This is a genomic window from Streptomyces sp. NPDC052107, from assembly GCF_040680215.1.
Lineage (GTDB): Bacteria > Actinomycetota > Actinomycetes > Streptomycetales > Streptomycetaceae > Streptomyces.
Window position 1 is genome coordinate 159,827 of the sequence record NZ_JBFAWG010000013.1, and the last position, 18,410, is coordinate 178,236.

The 18,410-nt window shown below is 71.0% G+C and carries 16 protein-coding genes; 6 read left to right on the forward strand and 10 right to left on the reverse strand.

The window, feature by feature from the left end; translation table 11 throughout:
- Nucleotides 1-103: 103 nt before the first annotated feature.
- Nucleotides 104-1,813, reverse strand: a complete 1,710-nt coding sequence (locus AB0M27_RS17550) for a glycerol-3-phosphate dehydrogenase/oxidase (RefSeq protein ID WP_365722595.1) — start codon at nt 1,811-1,813, stop codon at nt 104-106.
- 281 nt (nt 1,814-2,094) lie between these two features.
- On the opposite strand from AB0M27_RS17550, the gene AB0M27_RS17555 reads away from it, so the two are divergent.
- Nucleotides 2,095-3,303, forward strand: coding sequence for a nucleotide sugar dehydrogenase (locus tag AB0M27_RS17555; protein ID WP_365722597.1), 1,209 nt, complete (start codon nt 2,095-2,097; stop codon nt 3,301-3,303).
- 139 nt (nt 3,304-3,442) lie between these two features.
- Nucleotides 3,443-4,006 (forward strand): hypothetical protein, encoded by a 564-nt coding sequence (locus AB0M27_RS17560; protein ID WP_365722599.1) that lies wholly within the window; start codon nt 3,443-3,445, stop codon nt 4,004-4,006.
- Nucleotides 4,007-4,070: 64 nt separating this feature from the next.
- Here AB0M27_RS17560 and AB0M27_RS17565 read toward each other — a convergent pair whose 3' ends face one another.
- From AB0M27_RS17565 to AB0M27_RS17580, 4 genes are all read right to left on the reverse strand, one after another.
- A complete protein-coding gene (locus tag AB0M27_RS17565) occupies nt 4,071-5,195 on the reverse strand; it encodes a GuaB3 family IMP dehydrogenase-related protein (RefSeq protein WP_365722601.1) in 1,125 nt (374 codons plus the stop codon).
- Between the two features lie 105 nt (nt 5,196-5,300).
- Entirely contained in the window at nt 5,301-6,803 is a 1,503-nt protein-coding gene (gene guaB, locus AB0M27_RS17570) for an IMP dehydrogenase (RefSeq protein ID WP_365722603.1), read from the reverse strand.
- A gap of 164 nt (nt 6,804-6,967) precedes the next feature.
- On the reverse strand, nt 6,968-7,555 hold the full coding sequence (locus tag AB0M27_RS17575) for a sigma-70 family RNA polymerase sigma factor (protein ID WP_030641278.1): 588 nt from the start codon (nt 7,553-7,555) through the stop codon (nt 6,968-6,970).
- 1,196 nt (nt 7,556-8,751) lie between these two features.
- A complete protein-coding gene (locus AB0M27_RS17580; RefSeq protein ID WP_003948568.1) occupies nt 8,752-9,363 on the reverse strand; it encodes a response regulator transcription factor in 612 nt (203 codons plus the stop codon).
- 380 nt (nt 9,364-9,743) lie between these two features.
- Here AB0M27_RS17580 and AB0M27_RS17585 point away from each other — a divergent pair, with 380 nt between their 5' ends.
- Nucleotides 9,744-10,073, forward strand: a complete 330-nt coding sequence (locus AB0M27_RS17585; protein ID WP_365722605.1) for a WhiB family transcriptional regulator — start codon at nt 9,744-9,746, stop codon at nt 10,071-10,073.
- A gap of 480 nt (nt 10,074-10,553) precedes the next feature.
- Here the strand turns inward: AB0M27_RS17585 and AB0M27_RS17590 are convergent, their stop codons facing one another.
- Nucleotides 10,554-11,507 carry a LysR family transcriptional regulator gene (locus AB0M27_RS17590; protein WP_365722607.1) on the reverse strand — a complete coding sequence of 318 codons (954 nt, stop codon included), beginning with the start codon at nt 11,505-11,507 and terminating at the stop codon, nt 10,554-10,556.
- Between the two features lie 80 nt (nt 11,508-11,587).
- On the opposite strand from AB0M27_RS17590, the gene AB0M27_RS17595 reads away from it, so the two are divergent.
- From AB0M27_RS17595 to AB0M27_RS17605, 3 genes are all read left to right on the forward strand, one after another.
- Entirely contained in the window at nt 11,588-12,256 is a 669-nt protein-coding gene (locus AB0M27_RS17595; protein WP_365722609.1) for an MOSC domain-containing protein, read from the forward strand.
- Nucleotides 12,257-12,468: 212 nt separating this feature from the next.
- Nucleotides 12,469-13,242 carry an SDR family oxidoreductase gene (locus AB0M27_RS17600; protein WP_365722611.1) on the forward strand — a complete coding sequence of 258 codons (774 nt, stop codon included), beginning with the start codon at nt 12,469-12,471 and terminating at the stop codon, nt 13,240-13,242.
- A gap of 76 nt (nt 13,243-13,318) precedes the next feature.
- On the forward strand, nt 13,319-14,026 hold the full coding sequence (locus AB0M27_RS17605; RefSeq protein ID WP_365722613.1) for an ester cyclase: 708 nt from the start codon (nt 13,319-13,321) through the stop codon (nt 14,024-14,026).
- A gap of 76 nt (nt 14,027-14,102) precedes the next feature.
- On the opposite strand, the gene groL is transcribed toward AB0M27_RS17605, so the two are convergent.
- The 4 genes from groL to AB0M27_RS17625 all read right to left on the reverse strand — a co-directional run bounded on the left by groL (nt 14,103) and on the right by AB0M27_RS17625 (nt 18,333).
- Nucleotides 14,103-15,728 carry a chaperonin GroEL gene (gene groL, locus AB0M27_RS17610; RefSeq protein WP_365722616.1) on the reverse strand — a complete coding sequence of 542 codons (1,626 nt, stop codon included), beginning with the start codon at nt 15,726-15,728 and terminating at the stop codon, nt 14,103-14,105.
- A 122-nt stretch (nt 15,729-15,850) separates the two neighbouring features.
- The gene (gene groES, locus AB0M27_RS17615) at nt 15,851-16,159 is read right to left on the reverse strand and encodes a co-chaperone GroES (RefSeq protein WP_039652762.1); all 309 of its coding nucleotides are present in this window, start codon (nt 16,157-16,159) and stop codon (nt 15,851-15,853) included.
- A gap of 333 nt (nt 16,160-16,492) precedes the next feature.
- Complete coding sequence (locus AB0M27_RS17620; RefSeq protein ID WP_365722618.1) at nt 16,493-17,353, reverse strand: polysaccharide deacetylase family protein; 861 nt, start codon at nt 17,351-17,353, stop codon at nt 16,493-16,495.
- Nucleotides 17,350-18,333: a polysaccharide deacetylase family protein gene (locus AB0M27_RS17625; protein WP_365722620.1), complete on the reverse strand. Its 984-nt coding sequence runs from the start codon at nt 18,331-18,333 to the stop codon at nt 17,350-17,352. The genes AB0M27_RS17620 and AB0M27_RS17625 overlap by 4 nt, the downstream gene beginning before the upstream one ends.
- Nucleotides 18,334-18,410: the final 77 nt, after the last annotated feature.

Here is an 18,410-nt window from a genome sequence, read left to right on the forward strand (position 1 = left end):
CGGTGCGCCGGTTTCGGGGAAATGCGCCTGGTTTCGGCGGGGGTGACGGGTGTTCGGCTGCCGCCGGGCACCTGGCGCATGGGCCGGCTTCGGCCGCGCTCGCTCAAACCAACGGCACGATGTCCGGCGCGCCCAGCCTCGCCGCGTCCGCCGTCAGGTCGTCGGGCTGGCGCTGGGACTCTCGCTCGGCCTCCACCCGCTTCTCGTAGTGCTCTACCTCGCGCTCGATCTGGTCCTTGTCCCAGCCGAGGACCGGTGCCATCAGCTCGGCCGCCTCACGGGCGCTGCGGGTGCCCCGGTCGAAGGTCTCGATGGAGATGCGGGTGCGGCGGGTGAGCACGTCGTCCAGGTGCCGGGCGCCCTCGTGCGAGGCGGCGTACACCACCTCGGCGCGCAGATAGTCGTCGGCCGCCTGCAGAGGCTCGCCCAGGGCGGGGTCGGCGGCGACGAGGTCGAGGACTTCCTCGGCCAGGGAGCCGTACCGGTTCAGCAGATGTTCCACGCGGGCCACGTGGAGCCCGGTGCGGGCGGCCGTCCGGGCGCGCGCGTTCCACAGCGCCTGGTAGCCCTCCGCGCCCAGCAGCGGGGTCTCCTCCGTCACGCTGTCGGCGACCCGCATGTCCAGGCCGTGCACCGCCTCGTCGACCGCGTCCTTCGCCATCACGCGGTAGGTGGTGTACTTGCCGCCCGCCACGACCACGAGTCCCGGCGCCGGATGGGCGACGGTGTGCTCGCGGGAGAGCTTGCTGGTGGCGTCGGACTCGCCGGCGAGCAGCGGGCGCAGACCGGCGTACACCCCCTGCACGTCGTCGCGGCCGAGCGGCACCGCGAGCACCGAGTTGACGTGCTCCAGCAGGTAGTCGATGTCGGCGCTGGACGCGGCCGGATGGGCCTTGTCGAGGTTCCAGTCGGTGTCGGTGGTGCCCACGATCCAGTGCCGGCCCCAGGGGATGACGAAGAGGACGGACTTCTCGGTGCGCAGGATCAGGCCGGTGGTGGAGTGGATACGGTCCTTGGGCACGACCAGGTGGATGCCCTTGGAGGCGCGCACGTGGAACTGGCCCCGCTCCCCCACCATGGCCTGTGTGTCGTCGGTCCACACCCCGGTCGCGTTGACGATCTGCTTGGCGTGGATCTCGTACTCCCCGCCGCCCTCCACGTCCTGCACCCGGGCGCCGACCACCCGCTCGCCCTCGCGCAGGAACCCGGTCACGCGGGCACGGTTGGCCACCTTCGCGCCGTAGGACGCCCCGGTGCGCACCAGGGTGGCCACGAAGCGGGCGTCGTCCATCTGCGCGTCGTAGTACTGCAGGGCGCCGACCAGGGCGTCCTTCTTCAGGCAGGGGGCGACACGCAGGGCCTGACGGTGGGTCAGATGGCGGTGCAGGGGCAGGCCCCGGCCGTGGCCGCGGGCCATGGACATCGCGTCGTAGAGCGCGACGCCCGAACCGGCGTAGAGCCGCTCCCAGCCCTTGTGCTGCAGCGGGTACAGGAACGGCACCGGCTTGACCAGGTGCGGGGCCAGCCGCTCCAGGAGCAGTCCGCGCTCCTTGAGGGCCTCGCGGACGAGAGCGAAGTCGAGCATCTCCAGATAGCGCAGACCGCCATGGATCAGCTTGCTGGACCGGCTGGAGGTGCCGGACGCCCAGTCGCGGGCCTCGACCAGACCGGTGGACAGGCCGCGCGTGACGGCGTCCAGCGCGGTGCCCGCGCCGACGACTCCGCCGCCGATCACCAGCACGTCCAGCTCACGCTCCGCCATCGCCGCCAGTGCCTCGGCGCGCTGCGTCGGCCCCAGAGTCGCTGTCCTCACGCTGCCTCCCGCTGTCGCAGACTCACTCGCGTCGGCCGCACCCCGGCGGGCGAAGCCCGGTTCATCCCCTCCTCATGCCCAAATTCTGACCGGCTTGCCCGACTTCAGCCACCACGAGTTCCCAACCTGTGGACAACTCACGCACAACCCTCGGAAGACACACGAACAGAATCACACATAACAGTCATATGTGTACCTAGTCTGACATTGCATGCGCTCATCCTGTCCACAGCGGTTGCGCGCCTGTCCCGCTTCGGCTATCGGGAAGGACCGCCCACGCCATGCCCGCAGACCTCGCCGTCATCGGACTCGGCCCCTACGGCTTGCCGCTCGCTCAGGCCGCCGTCGCCGCACGCATCCCCACCGTCGGTTACGCCACCGGCCCCGAGGCGAGTTCGCTCAGTCCCGCCGAGCTGCGCCGGATGCACTCCGCGGGCTTCCGGCCCGGCACCGACCCGGCCCAGCTCGGCCGGGTGCGCACCGCGGTGATCTGCGCGCCGACCCCGCGCGGCGCCGACGGCGGACTCGACCTCGGCCAGGTGGAGGCGGCCGCCCGCACCCTCGCCGAGCGGCTCCGCCCGCACATCACCGTCATCCTGGAGTCGCCGGTGCTCCCCGGCACGACCGAGGAGTTCCTGCGCCCCCTGCTGGAGGAGGGCTCGGGGCTGCGCGCTGGCCGCGACTTCCACCTCGCCTACTCCCCCAGCCGCGTCGACCCCGGCAACCGCGACCACGTCCCCGCCAACACCCCCAAGGTCATCGGCGGCCTCACCCCCGCCTGCACCGAGTCGGCCGCCGCCTTCTACGGCCGGCTCACCGACAAGGTGGTACGCGCGCGTGGATTGCGCGAGGCGGAGACCGTACAGCTGCTGGAGACCAACTTCCGGCACGTCAACATCGCACTCGTCAACGAGATGGCCGTGCTGTGCCATGAGCTGGGCGTCGACCTGTGGGACGTCATCCGGTGCGCGGAGACCAAGCCCTTCGGCTTCCAGGCGTTCCGGCCGGGCCCGGGCGTCGGCGGGCACGGCGTACCGCAGGACCTGACCGGGCACGCCACCCGCACCCTGCGGATGGTGGAGCTGGCCCAGCAGGTCAACAGCCGGATGCCCCGGTACGTCGTGCAGCGCGCGGCCACCCTCCTCAACGAGCACGGCAAGTCCGCCCGCGGCGCGCGCGTGCTGCTGCTCGGCGTCGCCTACAAGCCCGACCTGGCCGATCTGCAGGGCACACCGGCCCAGGAGATCGCGATCCGGCTGATGGAGCTGGGCGCCTCGGTGAGCTTCCACGACCCCCTGGTGGCCTCCTGGAACGTGCTGGACCGCCCGGTCCCGCGCGCGGAGTCGCTCTACGAGACCGCCGCCGACGCCGACCTGACGATCCTGCTGCAGCAGCACCGCACGTACGACCTGCAGGGGCTGTCGGTGAAGGCGCAGTTGCTGCTGGACACGCGCGGGGCCACGCCCACGGGGGCGGCACACCGGCTCTGAGCCCGGTCACGAACGGAAAACAGCCGGGGGCGTTGTCGTCCCCGGCTGTTAGTCTCCCCCGGACTCGCCGCACACGCGTGTGCCGGGGGTTTTTCGTTTCCGTCCTTCAGTCGTGCTCCACATCGGGGGGATTTCTGTCATGAGCCAGTCAGCTCCACCGCCGCAGTCGCCGCAGCCCGGTCCGGTCGACGGCAACCCGTACGCGCAGCAGGCCCCGGCCGGCGCGCCGTACCCGCCGCAGCCGGGCGCCCCTGCCGGCCAGCCGGGCGCTTTCACCCCGCCGGCGCCGACCGCTCCGGCCCGCAACAACCTCGTCCTCGGCCTGGTCGCCGCGGTCGTCGCCGCCGTGGCCACCGCGGCGCTCTACGGCGTCATCATCGGCGCCACCAAGCACGAGATCGGCTACGCGGCCGTCGGCGTCGGCTTCGTCGTCGGTCTCGCGGCGGGCAAGGCGGGTGGCCGCAACCCCGTCCTCCCCGTCGTGAGCGCGATCCTCGCGCTCGGCTCGGTGTACATCGGCCAGCTGGTGGGCGAGGCCATGATCGGCGCCGACCAGCTGCACGTCGGCTTCAACGAGCTGTTCTTCCAGCACTTCGACGTGGTCCAGAAGGTCTGGAAGGAAGACGCCGACCCGCTGACCTTCCTCTTCTTCGCCATCGCCGCGTTCGCGGCGTTCTCCGGCGCCAAGAAGGCCGCCGCGTAACGCCTTCCCACAAGCGGCAGGGCCCGGCCACCTCTCGGTGGCCGGGCCCTGTGCGTCGTCCGCGTCAGCGGCGGTGCTGGCTGTCCGCGACGGTCACCTCGACCCGCTGGAACTCCTTCAGCTCGCTGTAGCCGGTCGTGGCCATCGCGCGGCGCAGGGCGCCGAAGAAGTTCATCGAGCCGTCGGGCGTGTGGGACGGACCGGTGAGGATCTCCTCGATGGTGCCGACCGTGCCGAGGCCGACCTTCTTGCCGCGGGGCAGCTCCTCGTTGACCGCCTCCATGCCCCAGTGGTGGCCCTTGCCGGGCGCGTCCGTGGCGCGGGCCAGCGGGGAGCCCATCATCACCGCGTCGGCGCCACAGGCGATCGCCTTGGGCAGGTCGCCGGACCAGCCGACACCGCCGTCCGCGATCACGTGCACGTACCGGCCGCCGGACTCGTCCATGTAGTCACGGCGGGCCGCGGCCACGTCCGCGACGGCCGTGGCCATCGGGACCTGGATGCCCAGCACGTTGCGCGTGGTGTGGGCGGCGCCGCCGCCGAAGCCGACGAGCACACCCGCGGCACCCGTGCGCATCAGGTGCAGGGCCGCCGTGTAGGTGGCACAGCCGCCGACGATCACCGGGACGTCCAGCTCGTAGATGAACTGCTTCAGGTTCAGCGGCTCGTGCGAGGACGAGACGTGCTCCGCCGAGACCGTCGTACCGCGGATGACGAAGATGTCCACGCCCGCGTCCACGACCGCCTTGGAGAACTGGGCGGTGCGCTGCGGGGAGAGCGCGGCCGCCGTGACCACGCCGGAGTCGCGCACCTCCTTGATGCGGGCGCCGATCAGCTCCTCCTTGACGGGCGCCGCGTAGATCTCCTGGAGGCGGCGGGTCGCCTGCTCGGCCGGCAGCTCGGCGATCTCGTCCAGCAGCGGCTGCGGGTCCTCGTACCGCGTCCACAGGCCCTCGAGGTTGAGCACGCCGAGGCCGCCCAGCTCGCCGATGCGGATCGCGGTGGCCGGGGAGACGACCGAGTCCATGGGGGCGGCGAGGAACGGCAGCTCGAAGCGGTAGGCGTCGATCTGCCAGGCGATCGAGACCTCCTTCGGGTCCCGCGTACGGCGGCTGGGGACGACGGCGATGTCGTCGAAGGCGTACGCCCGGCGGCCGCGCTTGCCGCGCCCGATCTCGATCTCAGTCACGTCTGTGGCCTTTCCCTGATGCGTTGCAGCGTCTTCCAGTATCGCCGACGGGTACGACAAGGGCGGCCCCGGATGCTCCGGGACCGCCCTCGGGACGACTGACGACTACTTGCTGCCGTAGTTCGGCGCCTCAACCGTCATCTGGATGTCGTGCGGGTGACTCTCCTTGAGGCCCGCGGAGGTGATCCGGACGAAACGGCCCTTGGACTCCATCTCCTCGATGGTGGCCGCGCCCACGTAGCCCATGGTCTGACGCAGACCGCCGACGAGCTGGTGCAGGACGTTGGCCAGCGGGCCGCGGTAGGGCACCTGGCCCTCGACGCCCTCGGGGACGAGCTTGTCGTCGGAGGAGACCTCGGCCTGGAAGTAGCGGTCCTTGGAGTACGACTTGGCCTGGCCGCGCGACTGCATGGCGCCGAGCGAGCCCATGCCGCGGTACGACTTGAACTGCTTGCCGTTGATGAAGAGCAGCTCGCCGGGCGACTCCTCGCAGCCCGCGAGCAGCGAGCCCAGCATCACCGTGTCGGCACCGGCGGCGAGCGCCTTGCCGATGTCGCCGGAGTACTGCAGGCCGCCGTCGCCGATCAGCGGGATGCCGGCCGGGCGGGCGGCGAGGGAGGCCTCGTAGATGGCGGTGACCTGCGGGACGCCGATGCCGGCGACCACACGGGTCGTACAGATGGAGCCGGGGCCCACGCCCACCTTGATGCCGTCGACACCGGCGTCGATCAGGGCCTGCGCGCCGTCGCGGGTGGCGACGTTGCCGCCGATCACGTCGACGTTCACGCTCGACTTGATCTTCGACATCCAGCTGAGGGCGTTGCTGTTGTGGCCGTGCGAGGTGTCGACGACCAGGAAGTCCACGCCGGCCTCGGCGAGCGCCTGGGCACGCTCCAGGGCCTCGGGGCTGGCGCCCACGGCGGCACCGACGAGCAGGCGGCCCTCGGCGTCCTTGGCGGCATTCGGATACTTCTCGGCCTTGACGAAGTCCTTGACCGTGATGAGGCCCTTGAGAACACCGGCGCCGTCGACGAGGGGAAGCTTCTCGATCTTGTGCTTGCGCAGCAGCTCCATCGCGTCCACGCCGGAGATGCCGACCTTGCCGGTGACCAGCGGCATCGGCGTCATGACCTCGCGCACCTGACGGCTGCGGTCGGACTCGAAGGCCATGTCGCGGTTGGTCACGATGCCCAGCAGCTTGCCGGCCGGATCGGTGACGGGCACGCCACTGATGCGGAACTTGGCGCACAGGGCGTCCGCCTCGGCGAGCGTGGCCTCCGGGTGCACCGTGATCGGGTCGGTGACCATGCCGGACTCCGACCGCTTCACCAGGTCGACCTGGTTGACCTGGTCCTCGATGGAGAGGTTGCGGTGCAGCACACCGACACCGCCCAGCCGGGCCATCGCGATCGCCATGCGCGACTCGGTCACCTTGTCCATCGCCGCCGACAGCAGCGGGATGTTCACCCGGACGTTGCGGGAGATGCGGGACGAGGTGTCGACCGCGTTGGGGAGCACTTCAGAGGCACCCGGCAGCAGCAGCACGTCGTCGTAGGTCAGCCCGAGTGTCGCGAATTTTCCGGGCACTCCGTCGACGTTGGCAGTCATGACACCTTCCCCAAATGGCCTTGATCGGTGCGGATGTCCATGCTAACGGGAAGCATCGCTAGCAAATTCCACGGTACGGGGTGACTTCAGGCTTCGTATGTTCGTACGGAAGCCGAAGCATGTCTGTTCACCAAAGGGAGCTGCAGAGGCTCCGTACAAGGGTGTTACTGCTCGGCGAGCGCGCGGAGGCGGCTCAGCGCCCGGTGCTGGGCGACCCGGACCGCGCCGGGTGACATTCCCAACATCTGCCCGGTCTCCTCCGCGGTCAAGCCCACGGCGATGCGCAGCAGGAGCAGTTCGCGCTGATTCTCCGGCAGGTTGGCCAGCAGCTTCTTGGCCCATTCGGCGTCGCTGCTGAGCAGGGCGCGCTCCTCGGGGCCGAGGGAGTCGTCCGGCCGCTCGGGCATTTCATCGGACGGCACGGCGGTCGATCCCGGGTGGCGCATCGCGGCCCGCTGCAGGTCGGCGACCTTGTGGGAGGCGATGGCGAAGACGAACGCCTCGAAGGGGCGGCCGGTGTCGCGGTAGCGGGGCAGCGCGAGCAGGACCGCGACACAGACCTCCTGGGCGAGGTCCTCTACGAAGTGACGCGCGTCGCCGGGCAGCCGGGACAGCCGGGTCCGGCAGTAGCGCAGCGCCAGCGGGTGGACATGGGCGAGCAGATCGTGCGTGGCCTGCTCGTCACCGTCGACGGCGCGATGGACGAGCGCACCGATCGCCCCATGGGCCGTGCCCGCCTCGTCGTCGCGCATCGGTCCATGGTGCCTTGTGGCCGTCCGGTCCGTCGCATTGTGCTCGTGGTTGTGCACCGAAGCGTTATGAGCAGGTGCGCCGGCACTCATCTCCTGCGCCCTCCCCTTCCGCTCGACCGACTCGTCCCCGAGAGACTCCACAACTCAAGGATGCGGCATCCGCGCCGAAACGAGCAGCGCGCGTCCGGCGGGCCGCCTTGCGCCTCGCCCGCCGAGGCGTCCTGCGCAGTCGTACGCCGGGGGCGCCCCACACCTCGCCGTGCGGCGCCGACCACGGGTGTTGCCGGAGTGGATCTCCGCTCACGCGCGCGACCGACCCTCCGGCCGAACGGCTGCCGCACGACTCCTCGACTGTGACGGGGTCCACCCCGCGAGCGCCCCTCACGACCGCGTCCACGGGCAACCGGAGCACCGGGCATGGCATTTCACCAGCACCGACCTCCTCGAGCGGACCGGAAACGGGACGTGGGGGTACGGCGGCGCAGCCAGGGGCGCGCTCGTCCACACCCGTCCGCGCCGCGCGTGGGCACCGCGCCGGGGATGGGCGCCGCGCCGCGACTGGGCGCCGCGGCCGCGGTAGGGCTGTCCTCCGCACAGCGTGTGAGCGCCGCACGCCGCGCAAGGGTGGTCGTCCGCACAGGGCAGGGGCGCCCCGCCTCGCAGGGTGTCGTCCGCAGGGCGCGCATGGCCGCCGCGCCTCGCAGGGGCGATCGAACCCACAGCGCATGTCGCCACACCCCGCATGGACGATCGTCCGCGCCACGCACCGCAGGGCTGGGGCGCGACGCGCCTGTACGGCAGCTGAACCGAGGAGCGCCGTCGCCCACGCCACCGCACCGGCGGTCGTCCACGCCACGCGCGCAGGGCTGGGCGGAACGCGCCCCCGCGGCAAACGAGCCGCAGGGCGTTTGCGTGCACGCGTGCGTGCCGTCAGGGCGCGTCGGTATGACCTTGGGACCGACGGTGCCGCCGGAGAGCGCGGCCGTCCAGCACCGGGCTGGGCCAAGGCACGGAGCTCCCGTACCTGAGCCCGGCATGGTGCAGTACGTGCGTCGCGTTCGGGTCGGCGGTCGGCCCGGTGGCTCCCCGAGGGGGCCGGTGAGACATCCCGCTGCTGCCAGGGGAGGCGGATACGCCTCCGGAACTGGCGCCCGGTGCCAGGCCGGCCCTGCCTGCCCCGCAGGGCTGGGCACTGTCTACCGGACCAGTCCCCAGCGGAAGCCGAGCGCCACCGCGTGGGCCCGGTCCGAGGCGCCGAGCTTCTTGAACAGGCGCCGCGCGTGCGTCTTGACGGTGTCCTCGGAGAGGAAGAGCTCGCGGCCGATCTCGGCGTTGGAACGGCCGTGGCTCATGCCCTCCAGGACCTGGATCTCGCGCGCGGTGAGCGTGGGCGCGGCGCCCATCTCGGCCGAGCGGAGCCGGCGCGGGGCCAGTCGCCAGGTCGGGTCGGCGAGGGCCTGCGTCACCGTGGCGCGCAGCTCCGCGCGCGAGGCGTCCTTGTGCAGGTAGCCCCGGGCGCCGGCGGCGACCGCGAGGGCCACGCCGTCCAGGTCCTCGGCGACGGTGAGCATGATGATGCGCGCGCCGGGGTCCGCGGACAGCAGGCGGCGCACGGTTTCCACGCCGCCCAGGCCGGGCATGCGCACGTCCATCAGGATGAGGTCGGAGCGGTCGGCGCCCCAGCGGCGGAGGACTTCCTCGCCGTTGGCCGCCGTCGTCACACGCTCGACACCGGGCACGGTCGCGACCGCGCGGCGGAGCGCTTCTCGGGCAAGCGGGGAGTCGTCGCAGACGAGGACGGATGTCATGACCGCCCTCCGCAGCTGATGCGCGTCACCTTGAGCCTCCAGGCTGGTACGGAATCGTCACCTGTGCGGTCGACCGTCTCGGACGCCTGCCCGAGCGCTTCTGTTTTCAACCGCCTCCGCACTCTCAACGACGGTCACTCGAAAGAGTTACGGGGCTACGTGCCGTCTTCGGCACTCTACGTGAGGGGCTCGACACGGTGCAGACATGAACAACGTACCCACAACTTTTCATCACAACTATGCCCCGTTTGGCCCATTTTCTTCCCGTTTTGAGGTGTCCGAGGCTAGATTCGCAATGAGTCATATTTTCATCTCCTTAGACCGGAGATGTACGGTCGTTGGCACCGTATCCGCTCAGAACGGCTACAAGGGGTCACGTAATGGCAGATTTCTCCCGCCTTCCCGGACCGAACGCGGACCTGTGGGACTGGCAGCTGCTGGCTGCCTGCCGCGGCGTGGACAGCTCGCTCTTCTTCCACCCCGAGGGCGAGCGCGGGGCGGCTCGGAGCGCTCGCGAGAACTCGGCCAAGGAGGTCTGCATGAGGTGCCCGGTCCGCGCAGAGTGCGCGGCGCACGCACTGGCGGTGCGCGAGCCGTACGGCGTGTGGGGCGGCCTGACCGAGGACGAGCGTGAGGAGTTGATGGGGCGCGCGCGCAACCGCCTGGTGACGGCTTCGGCCCCCGGCGCGGACACCGCCCCGAATCACTGAAGGAACGTTTCAGCACCTACAGCCCGATGGGTGCCCTCATTCCAACCACCAGGGCACGTCGCGTCACCACGTGCGTGCCCTTGACTCTGCCGCCGCCCGCCCCGAGGGGCGTATCTCCGGTCGCATCGCACCTCCGGGCGAGATGCCCGCGCCCGTCGCGCTCGCGTACTCCGCGCCACGCCTGGCGGCCCGGCCGCCCTGCCACCGGCGCGACAGCCTGGCCGCAACTCCGCCCGACCGCGGCACCGCTTGGCCGCGCCCGACCGTCCAACCGCGCCCCACCGAAAGCCGCGCCTCACCGCCCGAACCGCGCCCAGCCATCCAAGCCCCGCTCCACCACCCGGACCGCACCTCGACCGCCCAAGCCGCACCCGACCGCCCTAGCCACGCCCGACCCGCCCAAGCCACACCCGACCCGCCCAAGCCACACCCGACCCGCCCAAGCCACACCCGACCCGCCCTAGCCACACCCGACCCGCCCTAGCCGCGCTCGACCGTCTGCCCGCGCTCCGTCGCCTGACCGCGCTCCCCCGCCTGACCACGCACCGTCGCCCGGGTCAGCTGTTCCAGCGTCGCCGCCACGGCCGGCACCTGTGCCAGGTCGGGCAGGGTGAGGGCGACGATCTCACGCCGTACCGCCGGTTCCAGCCGTACCGTGCACACGCCCCTGGGCCGTACCGACTCCACCGCCAGCTGGGGCAGTACGGCGACGCCGAGGCCGGCGCCGACCAGGCCGACGACCGCGGGATAGTCGTCCGTGGCGAAGTCGATGCGCGGCGTGAAACCGGCCCCCTCGCACACGTCGACCAGCTGGCCCCGGCAGCGCGGGCAGCCCGCGATCCAGGGCTCCTGGGCCAGCTCGCCGATGGCGACGCTCTCCGCGCGCGCGAGCCGGTGCCGCTCGGGCACCAGCGCCACCAGGCGGTCCATCAGCAGGGGCCGTACGACCAGGTCGTCCCAGTCCTCGGCGACGGCCGCTCCCTCGTAGCGGAAGGCCAGGGCCAGGTCGCAGTCGCCCTCGCGCAGCAGCTCGACGGATCTCGGGGGCTCGGCCTCCTCCAGGGAGACACGGGTGCCGGGGTGGGCGGCGCGCAGGGCGGCCAGGGCGGTGGGGACCAGGGTGGAGCTGCCGCTGGGGAAGGAGACCAGCCGGACCCGGCCGGCGCGCAGACCCGCGATGGCGGCGACCTCCTCCTCGGCCGCGGTGAGCCCCGCGAGGATGCCGGACGCGTGCCTGACCAGGGCTTCCCCGGCCTGGGTCAGCCGCATCTCGCGGCCGCTGCGGATCAGCAGCGGGGTGCCGACCGAGGTCTCCAGGGCCTTCATCTGCTGACTGACGGCGGGCTGGGTGCAGCCGAGCTCGCGCCCCGCCGCCGAGAAGGAACCAGTGGCGGCGACGGCGCGCAGGACGCGGAGATGACGGGCCTCGATCACCCTTCGATCATAAGGGCAGCTTGGGGATGGAACGCCATATTCGCTCGACGCTTTGAGGTGCGGTCACGTACCGTGCGGTCATGAAGCTTCTCTCGGTCAATCTGGGCCGCCCGCAGCTGGTGCCGTACACGGACCAGGCGGAGGGCGTGACGGGTATCGGCAAGAAGCCGGCCGACGGGCCGGTGCGGGTGGCGGCGCCGGGTCCCAAGGGGGTCGGCGGGAGCGGGCTGGCCGGGGACGCGGTGTGCGAGCTGCGGCATCACGGCGGGTACGACCAGGCGGTGTACGCCTTCGCGCGCGAGGACCTCGACGACTGGGAGCGCGAACTCGGCCGATCGCTGGCCAACGGTTGCTTCGGGGAGAACCTGACGACGGACGGTCTGGATGTCTCCGGTGCGCTGATCGGTGAGCGCTGGCGGATCGGCTCCAGGGTGGTCCTGGAGGTGACCTCGGGCCGGATCCCGTGCCGTACGTTCCAGGGCCATATGGGCGAACGCGGCTGGGTCAAGAGGTTCACACAGAAGGGCGCGACGGGTGCCTACCTCCGAGTGATCGAACCGGGTGAGATACGGGCGGGCGACCCGATCGAGATCGTGCACCGGCCGGACCACGGGGTGACGGCGGCGATGCAGTTCCGCGCGGTCACCACCGAGCGGGAGCTGCTGCCGCGGCTGCTCGCGGCGGGCGAGGCGCTGCACTCGGAGACGCTGGAGAAGGTCCGCAAGTACGTGGCCGCGCAGGAGGGCTGAGCGGCAGTCAGCCGACCGAGAGGGCCGGGACACGGCGGGGCGTCCGCCGACCGGGTGGCCCGGGGCAGCGGGGCGGGCGTCCGCCGCGCCGGCCCACCCCCGGCCAGGGCCCCGCACACACCACCCACGGTCCATGGCCCAGGATCCACGCCGGCCAACTCCCGTGTCCGAGCGGAGCGGACGCGCTCGCTCCGGGTCAATACCCTTGGGCCATGACAACGGCTCTGATTACGGGATCGACCGCGGGGATCGGTGCCGCGTTCGCGCGGCGCCTGGCGGCCGACGGGCACGACCTCGTCCTGGTGGCCCGGGACACCAAGCGGCTGCGCGAACAGGCGACCGAACTGCACGACCGGCACGGCATCGTGGTGGAGGTGCTGACCGCCGACCTGTCCGAGGACAAGGGCATCGAGACGGTGGCCGACCGCCTCGGCGACCGGAAGAACCCGGTCGACCTGCTGGTCAACAACGCCGGGTTCGGCAACAAGGGCCGCTATCTGGAGGTGCCCATGGCCGACGAGCTCAAGATGCTCAAGGTGCACTGCGAGGCGGTGCTCCGGCTGACCTCGGCGGCGACCGAGGCGATGCGCGAGCGGGGCAGGGGCGGGGTCGTCAACGTCGCCTCCGTGGCCGCCTTCGTCCCCCGGGGAACGTACGGCGCCTCCAAGGCGTGGGTCGTGCAGTTCACGCAGGGCGCGGCGAAGGACCTCGCCGGCAGCGGCGTCCGCCTGATGGCCCTGTGCCCCGGCTTCGTGCGCACCGAGTTCCACCAGCGGGCCGGGATGGGCACGGACAACATCCCCGGCTGGATGTGGCTGGACGCCGACAAACTGGTCGCGGCGGCCCTGTCCGACCTGGCCCGCGGCAAGTCCCTGTCGATCCCCGACCCCCGCTACAAGGCGCTGATGGGCCTGGTGAAGGTGGCTCCGCGCGGGCTGCTGGGCGGGATCACGTCGAAGACGGGGCGGAAGTACGGGCCGCAGTAGCGAACGGGTGGCGCTGCCGTCCCGGTGCGAAAATGAGCGTGACACAACCGGGTCAGGGGGGCCGGGAGGCGGCGGCATGACCTTCGTACAGCTCATCGAGTGCAGGACCAGCCGGCTGGACGAGATGAACCGGCTCATGGACGACTGGGTCGCGCAGACCAAGGGGAAGCGGACGGCGACGCACGCGTTGGTCGGGAAGGACCGTTCGGACGCGTCGCACATCGTCGAAGTGGTGGAGTTCCCGTCGTACGAGGAGGCGATGCGGAACTCGAAGCTCCCGGAGACCGACCGGATCTTCCAGGAGATGGTCGCGCTGTGCGACGAGAGCCCTACGTTCACCGATCTGGACGTCGTGCGGGACGAGCGGCTGGCCGAGGACACCGTACGGCGGTTCTACGCCGCGTTGCAGACCTCCGGTGAACTGCCGCCGCTCAACGACCTGCTGGACGAGGACATCCACAGCCACGATCCGGTGAATCCCCAGGACACCATCGGGCTGGACAACGCCCGCAGCGAGTACCGGATGTGGCGCGGGGGCTTCGACTTCACGTTCACGATCGTGGACGTGCTCACCCAGGGCGACCGGGCCTGCGCACGCTGGACCTGGAACGCCACGCACAACGGCGACTTCCTCGGCATCCCGCCCACCGGCAAGCAGGTCACCATGTCCGGGATGACGCTGTTCCGCCTCACGGACGACGGCAAGATCGCCGAGATGTGGTGGCAGCACGACCAGTTGGGGCTGATGCAACAGCTGGGTGCGCTCGACGAGTTGGAGCAGTAGAGGGACTGTGTCCCGCACAGGGCGAAGGCCCGGCTCCCCCCACGGGGAACCGGGCCTTCGTGCGAGCGTGTCGGGCTCAGTGGGCGTGGCCGTGGCCGTGGCCCGCGGCGGCCGGCTCTTCCTCTTCCTTCTTCTCGACGACCAGGGTCTCGGTCGTGAGCAGCAGGGAGGCGATGGAGGCGGCGTTCTCCAGGGCGGAGCGGGTGACCTTGACGGGGTCGATGACGCCGGCCTTGACCAGGTCGCCGTACTCGCCGGTGGCGGCGTTGTAGCCCTGACCCTTCTCCAGGTCCTTGACCTTGGAGACGATGACGTAGCCCTCCTGGCCGGCGTTCTCGCCGATCCAGCGCAGCGGCTCGACCACGGCGTTGCGGACGACCGCGACACCGGTGGCCTCGTCGCCGGTCTTGTCGAGGTTGCCCTCGAGGACCTTGGAGGCGTGGACCAGCGCGGAGCCACCACCGGAGACGATGCCCTCCTCGACCGCGGCGCGGGTCGCGGAGATGGCGTCCTCCAGACGGTGCTTCTTCTCCTTCAGCTCCACCTCGGTGGCGGCGCCGACCTTGATCACGCACACGCCGCCGGCCAGCTTCGCGAGGCGCTCCTGGAGCTTCTCGCGGTCCCAGTCGGAGTCGGTGTTCTCGATCTCGGCCTTGATCTGCGCGACGCGGCCGGTCAGGTCCTCCTGTTTGCCGGCACCCTCGACGATCGTGGTGTCGTCCTTGGTGACGGTGACGCGGCGGGCGGAGCCGAGCACGTCGATGCCGACCTGGTCGAGCTTGAGGCCGACCTCCTCGGAGATGACGGTGGCGCCGGTGAGGATCGCCATGTCCTGCAGCATCGCCTTGCGGCGGTCGCCGAAGCCGGGGGCCTTCACCGCGACGGCGTTGAAGGTGCCGCGGATCTTGTTGACGACCAGGGTCGACAGGGCCTCGCCCTCGACGTCCTCGGCGATGATCAGCAGCGGCTTGGAGGCGCCGGCCTGGATGACCTTCTCCAGCAGCGGCAGCAGGTCCTGGATGGAGCTGATCTTGCCCTGGTTGATGAGGATGTACGGGTCGTCGAGGACGGCCTCCATGCGCTCCTGGTCCGTCACGAAGTACGGCGACAGGTAGCCCTTGTCGAAGGCCATGCCCTCGGTGAAGTCCAGCTCCAGACCGAAGGTGTTGGACTCCTCGACGGTGATGACACCGTCCTTGCCGACCTTGTCCATCGCCTCGGCGATGAGCTCGCCGACCTGCTGGTCCTGGGCGGACAGCGCGGCCACGGCGGCGATGTCGGACTTCTCGTCGATCGGGCGGGCCGAAGCGAGGAGTTCCTCGGAGACGGCGGCGACGGCCGCGTCGATGCCCTTCTTCAGGGCGGCCGGGGAGGCGCCGGCGGCGACGTTCTTCAGGCCCTCGCGCACCAGCGCCTGGGCCAGCACGGTGGCGGTGGTGGTGCCGTCACCAGCGATGTCGTTGGTCTTGGTCGCCACCTCCTTCACCAGCTGCGCGCCGAGGTTCTCGTACGGGTCCTCGATCTCGACCTCGCGGGCGATCGTGACACCGTCGTTGGTGATGGTGGGGGCGCCGAACTTCTTGTCGATGACGACGTTGCGGCCCTTGGGGCCGATCGTCACCTTCACCGTGTCGGCCAGCTTGTTGACGCCGCGCTCGAGGGCGCGACGGGCGTCCTCGTCGAACTTCAGGATCTTCGCCATGACAGCGGGAGCCCTCTCGGAAATCTGTGGGTGGTAAGACAACTGCGCCCCGGGCGCCCGGCTTCGTTATCGGTCGCGGGGGCCAGGGGCGCAGCTGAGGAGCAAAAGAATGCTCGAGGTGATTACTTCTCGATGATCGCGAGCACGTCGCGAGCCGAGAGGACGAGGTACTCCTCGCCGTTGTACTTCACCTCGGTGCCGCCGTACTTGCTGTAGAGGACGACGTCGCCGACCTTGACGTCGAGCGGAAGGCGCTCGCCGTTCTCGAACCGGCCCGGGCCCACGGCGAGGACGGCGCCCTCCTGGGGCTTCTCCTTCGCGGTGTCCGGGATGACCAGGCCAGAGGCCGTGGTCTGCTCGGCGTCCAGCGGCTGGACCACGATGCGGTCCTCGAGCGGCTTGATGGCAACCTTGGAGCTGGCGGTCGTCACGATCCGACCTCCCCCTTCGGAGATCTCACGGGGTTAACTGTCTGAGGTGGCGACCAGGTCGATCCGTCGTCGCGGGTGCCGGACCTGCCCGTCGCTTTGTTGGCACTCTCCAGGGGTGAGTGCCAGAGCCGAGACTATGACCGCGATTAGCACTCGGTCAAGCGGAGTGCCAATGCCGTGCGGCGCGTCGGCCGAATCCTGTCCGCGCCGGGTTCCTGGTGGGCCGGTGTTGCCCGGCCGTTCCGGGGGCTGCCGCCCCCAGGCCCCCGCTGTCGGGCCTTCGGCCCTCGTCCTCGGATTCCCCCAGAGGGGGCGCCCCCAGACCGGCCGCGTTTACTGCAGGTAGTCCTCCAGGCGCCCGACCGTCAGCCCCCGCTGCTGCACCCTGCGCAGCACCCGCGTCGTGCGCTCCCGCAGGCTCGGGCCCGTCGTCTCGTCCGGGCCGACGAGGATGATGTCGCCGGGGCGGAGGTGGTGTTCGCCGTGGGTGTAGACGAGGTCGGCCGGGGTCATCGCGGCGCGCCAGAGGACGACCGTGGAGATGCCGCAGTGGGCCGCCGCGTGCAGCGTGGTGGTGTCGTACGAGGCGTACGGCGGGCGGAAGAGGCGGGGGTGGGCGCCCAGGCGGGAGCGGAGCCGGTCCTGCTGGCCGCAGATCTCGGCGCGCTGCCCGGCGTACGGCAGCCCGGCGAGCGCGCGGTGGTCGAGGGTGTGGTTCTGGATGCCGGCGCCGAGCCGGTGCAGGCGGGCGAAGTGGCCGTAGCCGGGGCCGGCGATGCTGTCGGTGAGGAACATGCTGACCGGCAGCCGGAGTTCGCGGACCATGTCCACGAAGCGGGGGTCCTTCTCGGCGCCGTCGTCGTAGGTGAGGAAGACGACCCGGTCGCGGGTGGGGACGTGGTCCACGATGCGGGGCAGGGCGCGGCCCCCCTGCGGGGAGAGGGCGAGGGTGTCGGCGGGGTGCAGGGGCGGGCGGGCGAGGGGCTCGGTCAGGCCCCAGCGGCGGTAGGTCTGGTCGGAACCGGGTCCGTGCGGGCGTACTCCCTCGGCGGCCTTCCTGCCGAGGCGTTCGAGGGGGTCGACGGACTGGGCGCAGCCGGCGAGAAGGAGGGCCGAGGCGAGGAGCGCGACGGAGTACCGGCCCGGGCGGCGCCGCCCGGAACCCGCTCTCGGGTACCCCGCCCCCGCCCTCACAGGTAGTCCTCCAGGCGGGCCACGGCGTAGCCCTCGCGCGTGACCTTGTCCAGGAAGCGGCGCATGTCGTCGACCATCGTGCCGTTCCAGTCGGAGCGGCCGCGGAAGTGGGTGAGGACGATGTCGCCGCGGCGCATCCTCTGGTCGTCCTCGCGGTACTCCCAGTGGTCGACGTAGACCTCCTCGTTCCAGATCGGCGCGTACTTGATGCCGCAGGACTTGGCGGCGCGCAGGGTGTCCTGGTTGTAGTTGCCGTAAGGCGGGCGGAAGACCGTCGGGCGCTTGCCGAACTGCTTCTCCATGATGTCCTGCATCTCGCAGATCTCGGTCTTCTGCTCCTCGTAGGACAGGCCCGGCAGGTAGGGGTGGTGCAGGGTGTGGTTGCCGAGGGTGTGGCCGTAGGACTGCATCGTGCGGAAGTAGCCGTAGTCGTCCTTGACCAGGTAGTTGCTGAGGAACGCGGTGTACGGGATCTTCAGGTCCCGCATCATCCGCAGGAACTTCGGGTCCTTCTCCGAGCCGTCGTCGATGGTGAGGAAGACGATCTTCTGCCGGGTGGGGATCGTGGTGAAGACCGGTGGCAGGTCCCAGTCCTGCTGGTGGCTCACCTCGAAGCCGGCCCGCGCGGTGATCTCCGGTTTCCGCTCGGGGGGCGGGGGCGGCGTCAGCGGGACCTGCACCAGCCCCCAGCGTCTGGCCGCGGCCGCCAGGCGGGCGTGTTCGGCGGCCTGGCGGGCCCGGGGGCTCAAGGCCTGTGCGGGGCCGCCCTGGCCGGACACGGGGCGGGTCGCGTCGGGGCCGGCGTGGCTGGACGGGGAGCGGGCCACATCGGGACCGGCCTCGCTGGACGGGGTGCGGGTCGTGTCCGACCCGGCGCAGCCGGACAGAACGGCGGAACAGGCCAGCGCGGCGGCTCCGCAACCGAGAACCAGACGCCGACGACGGGACCGATTTTTATCGTTTTGTACGACCGCTCGCATAATGCCGGATCTTCGCAGGCCAGAGCCCTGAGCCCGGGCCGACACCGCCGCCGGAAGGCACACGATCCACCGGCTGG

What these genes read in the sequence shown, in the direction of transcription:
- AB0M27_RS17555 (WP_365722597.1), top strand. Translation starts at nt 2,095, where the DNA reads ATGCCCGCAGACCTCGCCGTCATCGGACTCGGCCCCTACGGCTTGCCG.
- AB0M27_RS17560 (WP_365722599.1), top strand. Translation starts at nt 3,443, where the DNA reads ATGAGCCAGTCAGCTCCACCGCCGCAGTCGCCGCAGCCCGGTCCGGTC.
- guaB (WP_365722603.1), bottom strand. Translation starts at nt 6,803, where the DNA reads ATGACTGCCAACGTCGACGGAGTGCCCGGAAAATTCGCGACACTCGGG.
- AB0M27_RS17575 (WP_030641278.1), bottom strand. Translation starts at nt 7,555, where the DNA reads ATGCGCGACGACGAGGCGGGCACGGCCCATGGGGCGATCGGTGCGCTC.
- AB0M27_RS17580 (WP_003948568.1), bottom strand. Translation starts at nt 9,363, where the DNA reads ATGACATCCGTCCTCGTCTGCGACGACTCCCCGCTTGCCCGAGAAGCG.
- AB0M27_RS17585 (WP_365722605.1), top strand. Translation starts at nt 9,744, where the DNA reads ATGGCAGATTTCTCCCGCCTTCCCGGACCGAACGCGGACCTGTGGGAC.
- AB0M27_RS17595 (WP_365722609.1), top strand. Translation starts at nt 11,588, where the DNA reads ATGAAGCTTCTCTCGGTCAATCTGGGCCGCCCGCAGCTGGTGCCGTAC.
- AB0M27_RS17600 (WP_365722611.1), top strand. Translation starts at nt 12,469, where the DNA reads ATGACAACGGCTCTGATTACGGGATCGACCGCGGGGATCGGTGCCGCG.
- AB0M27_RS17605 (WP_365722613.1), top strand. Translation starts at nt 13,319, where the DNA reads ATGACCTTCGTACAGCTCATCGAGTGCAGGACCAGCCGGCTGGACGAG.
- groL (WP_365722616.1), bottom strand. Translation starts at nt 15,728, where the DNA reads ATGGCGAAGATCCTGAAGTTCGACGAGGACGCCCGTCGCGCCCTCGAG.
- AB0M27_RS17625 (WP_365722620.1), bottom strand. Translation starts at nt 18,333, where the DNA reads ATGCGAGCGGTCGTACAAAACGATAAAAATCGGTCCCGTCGTCGGCGT.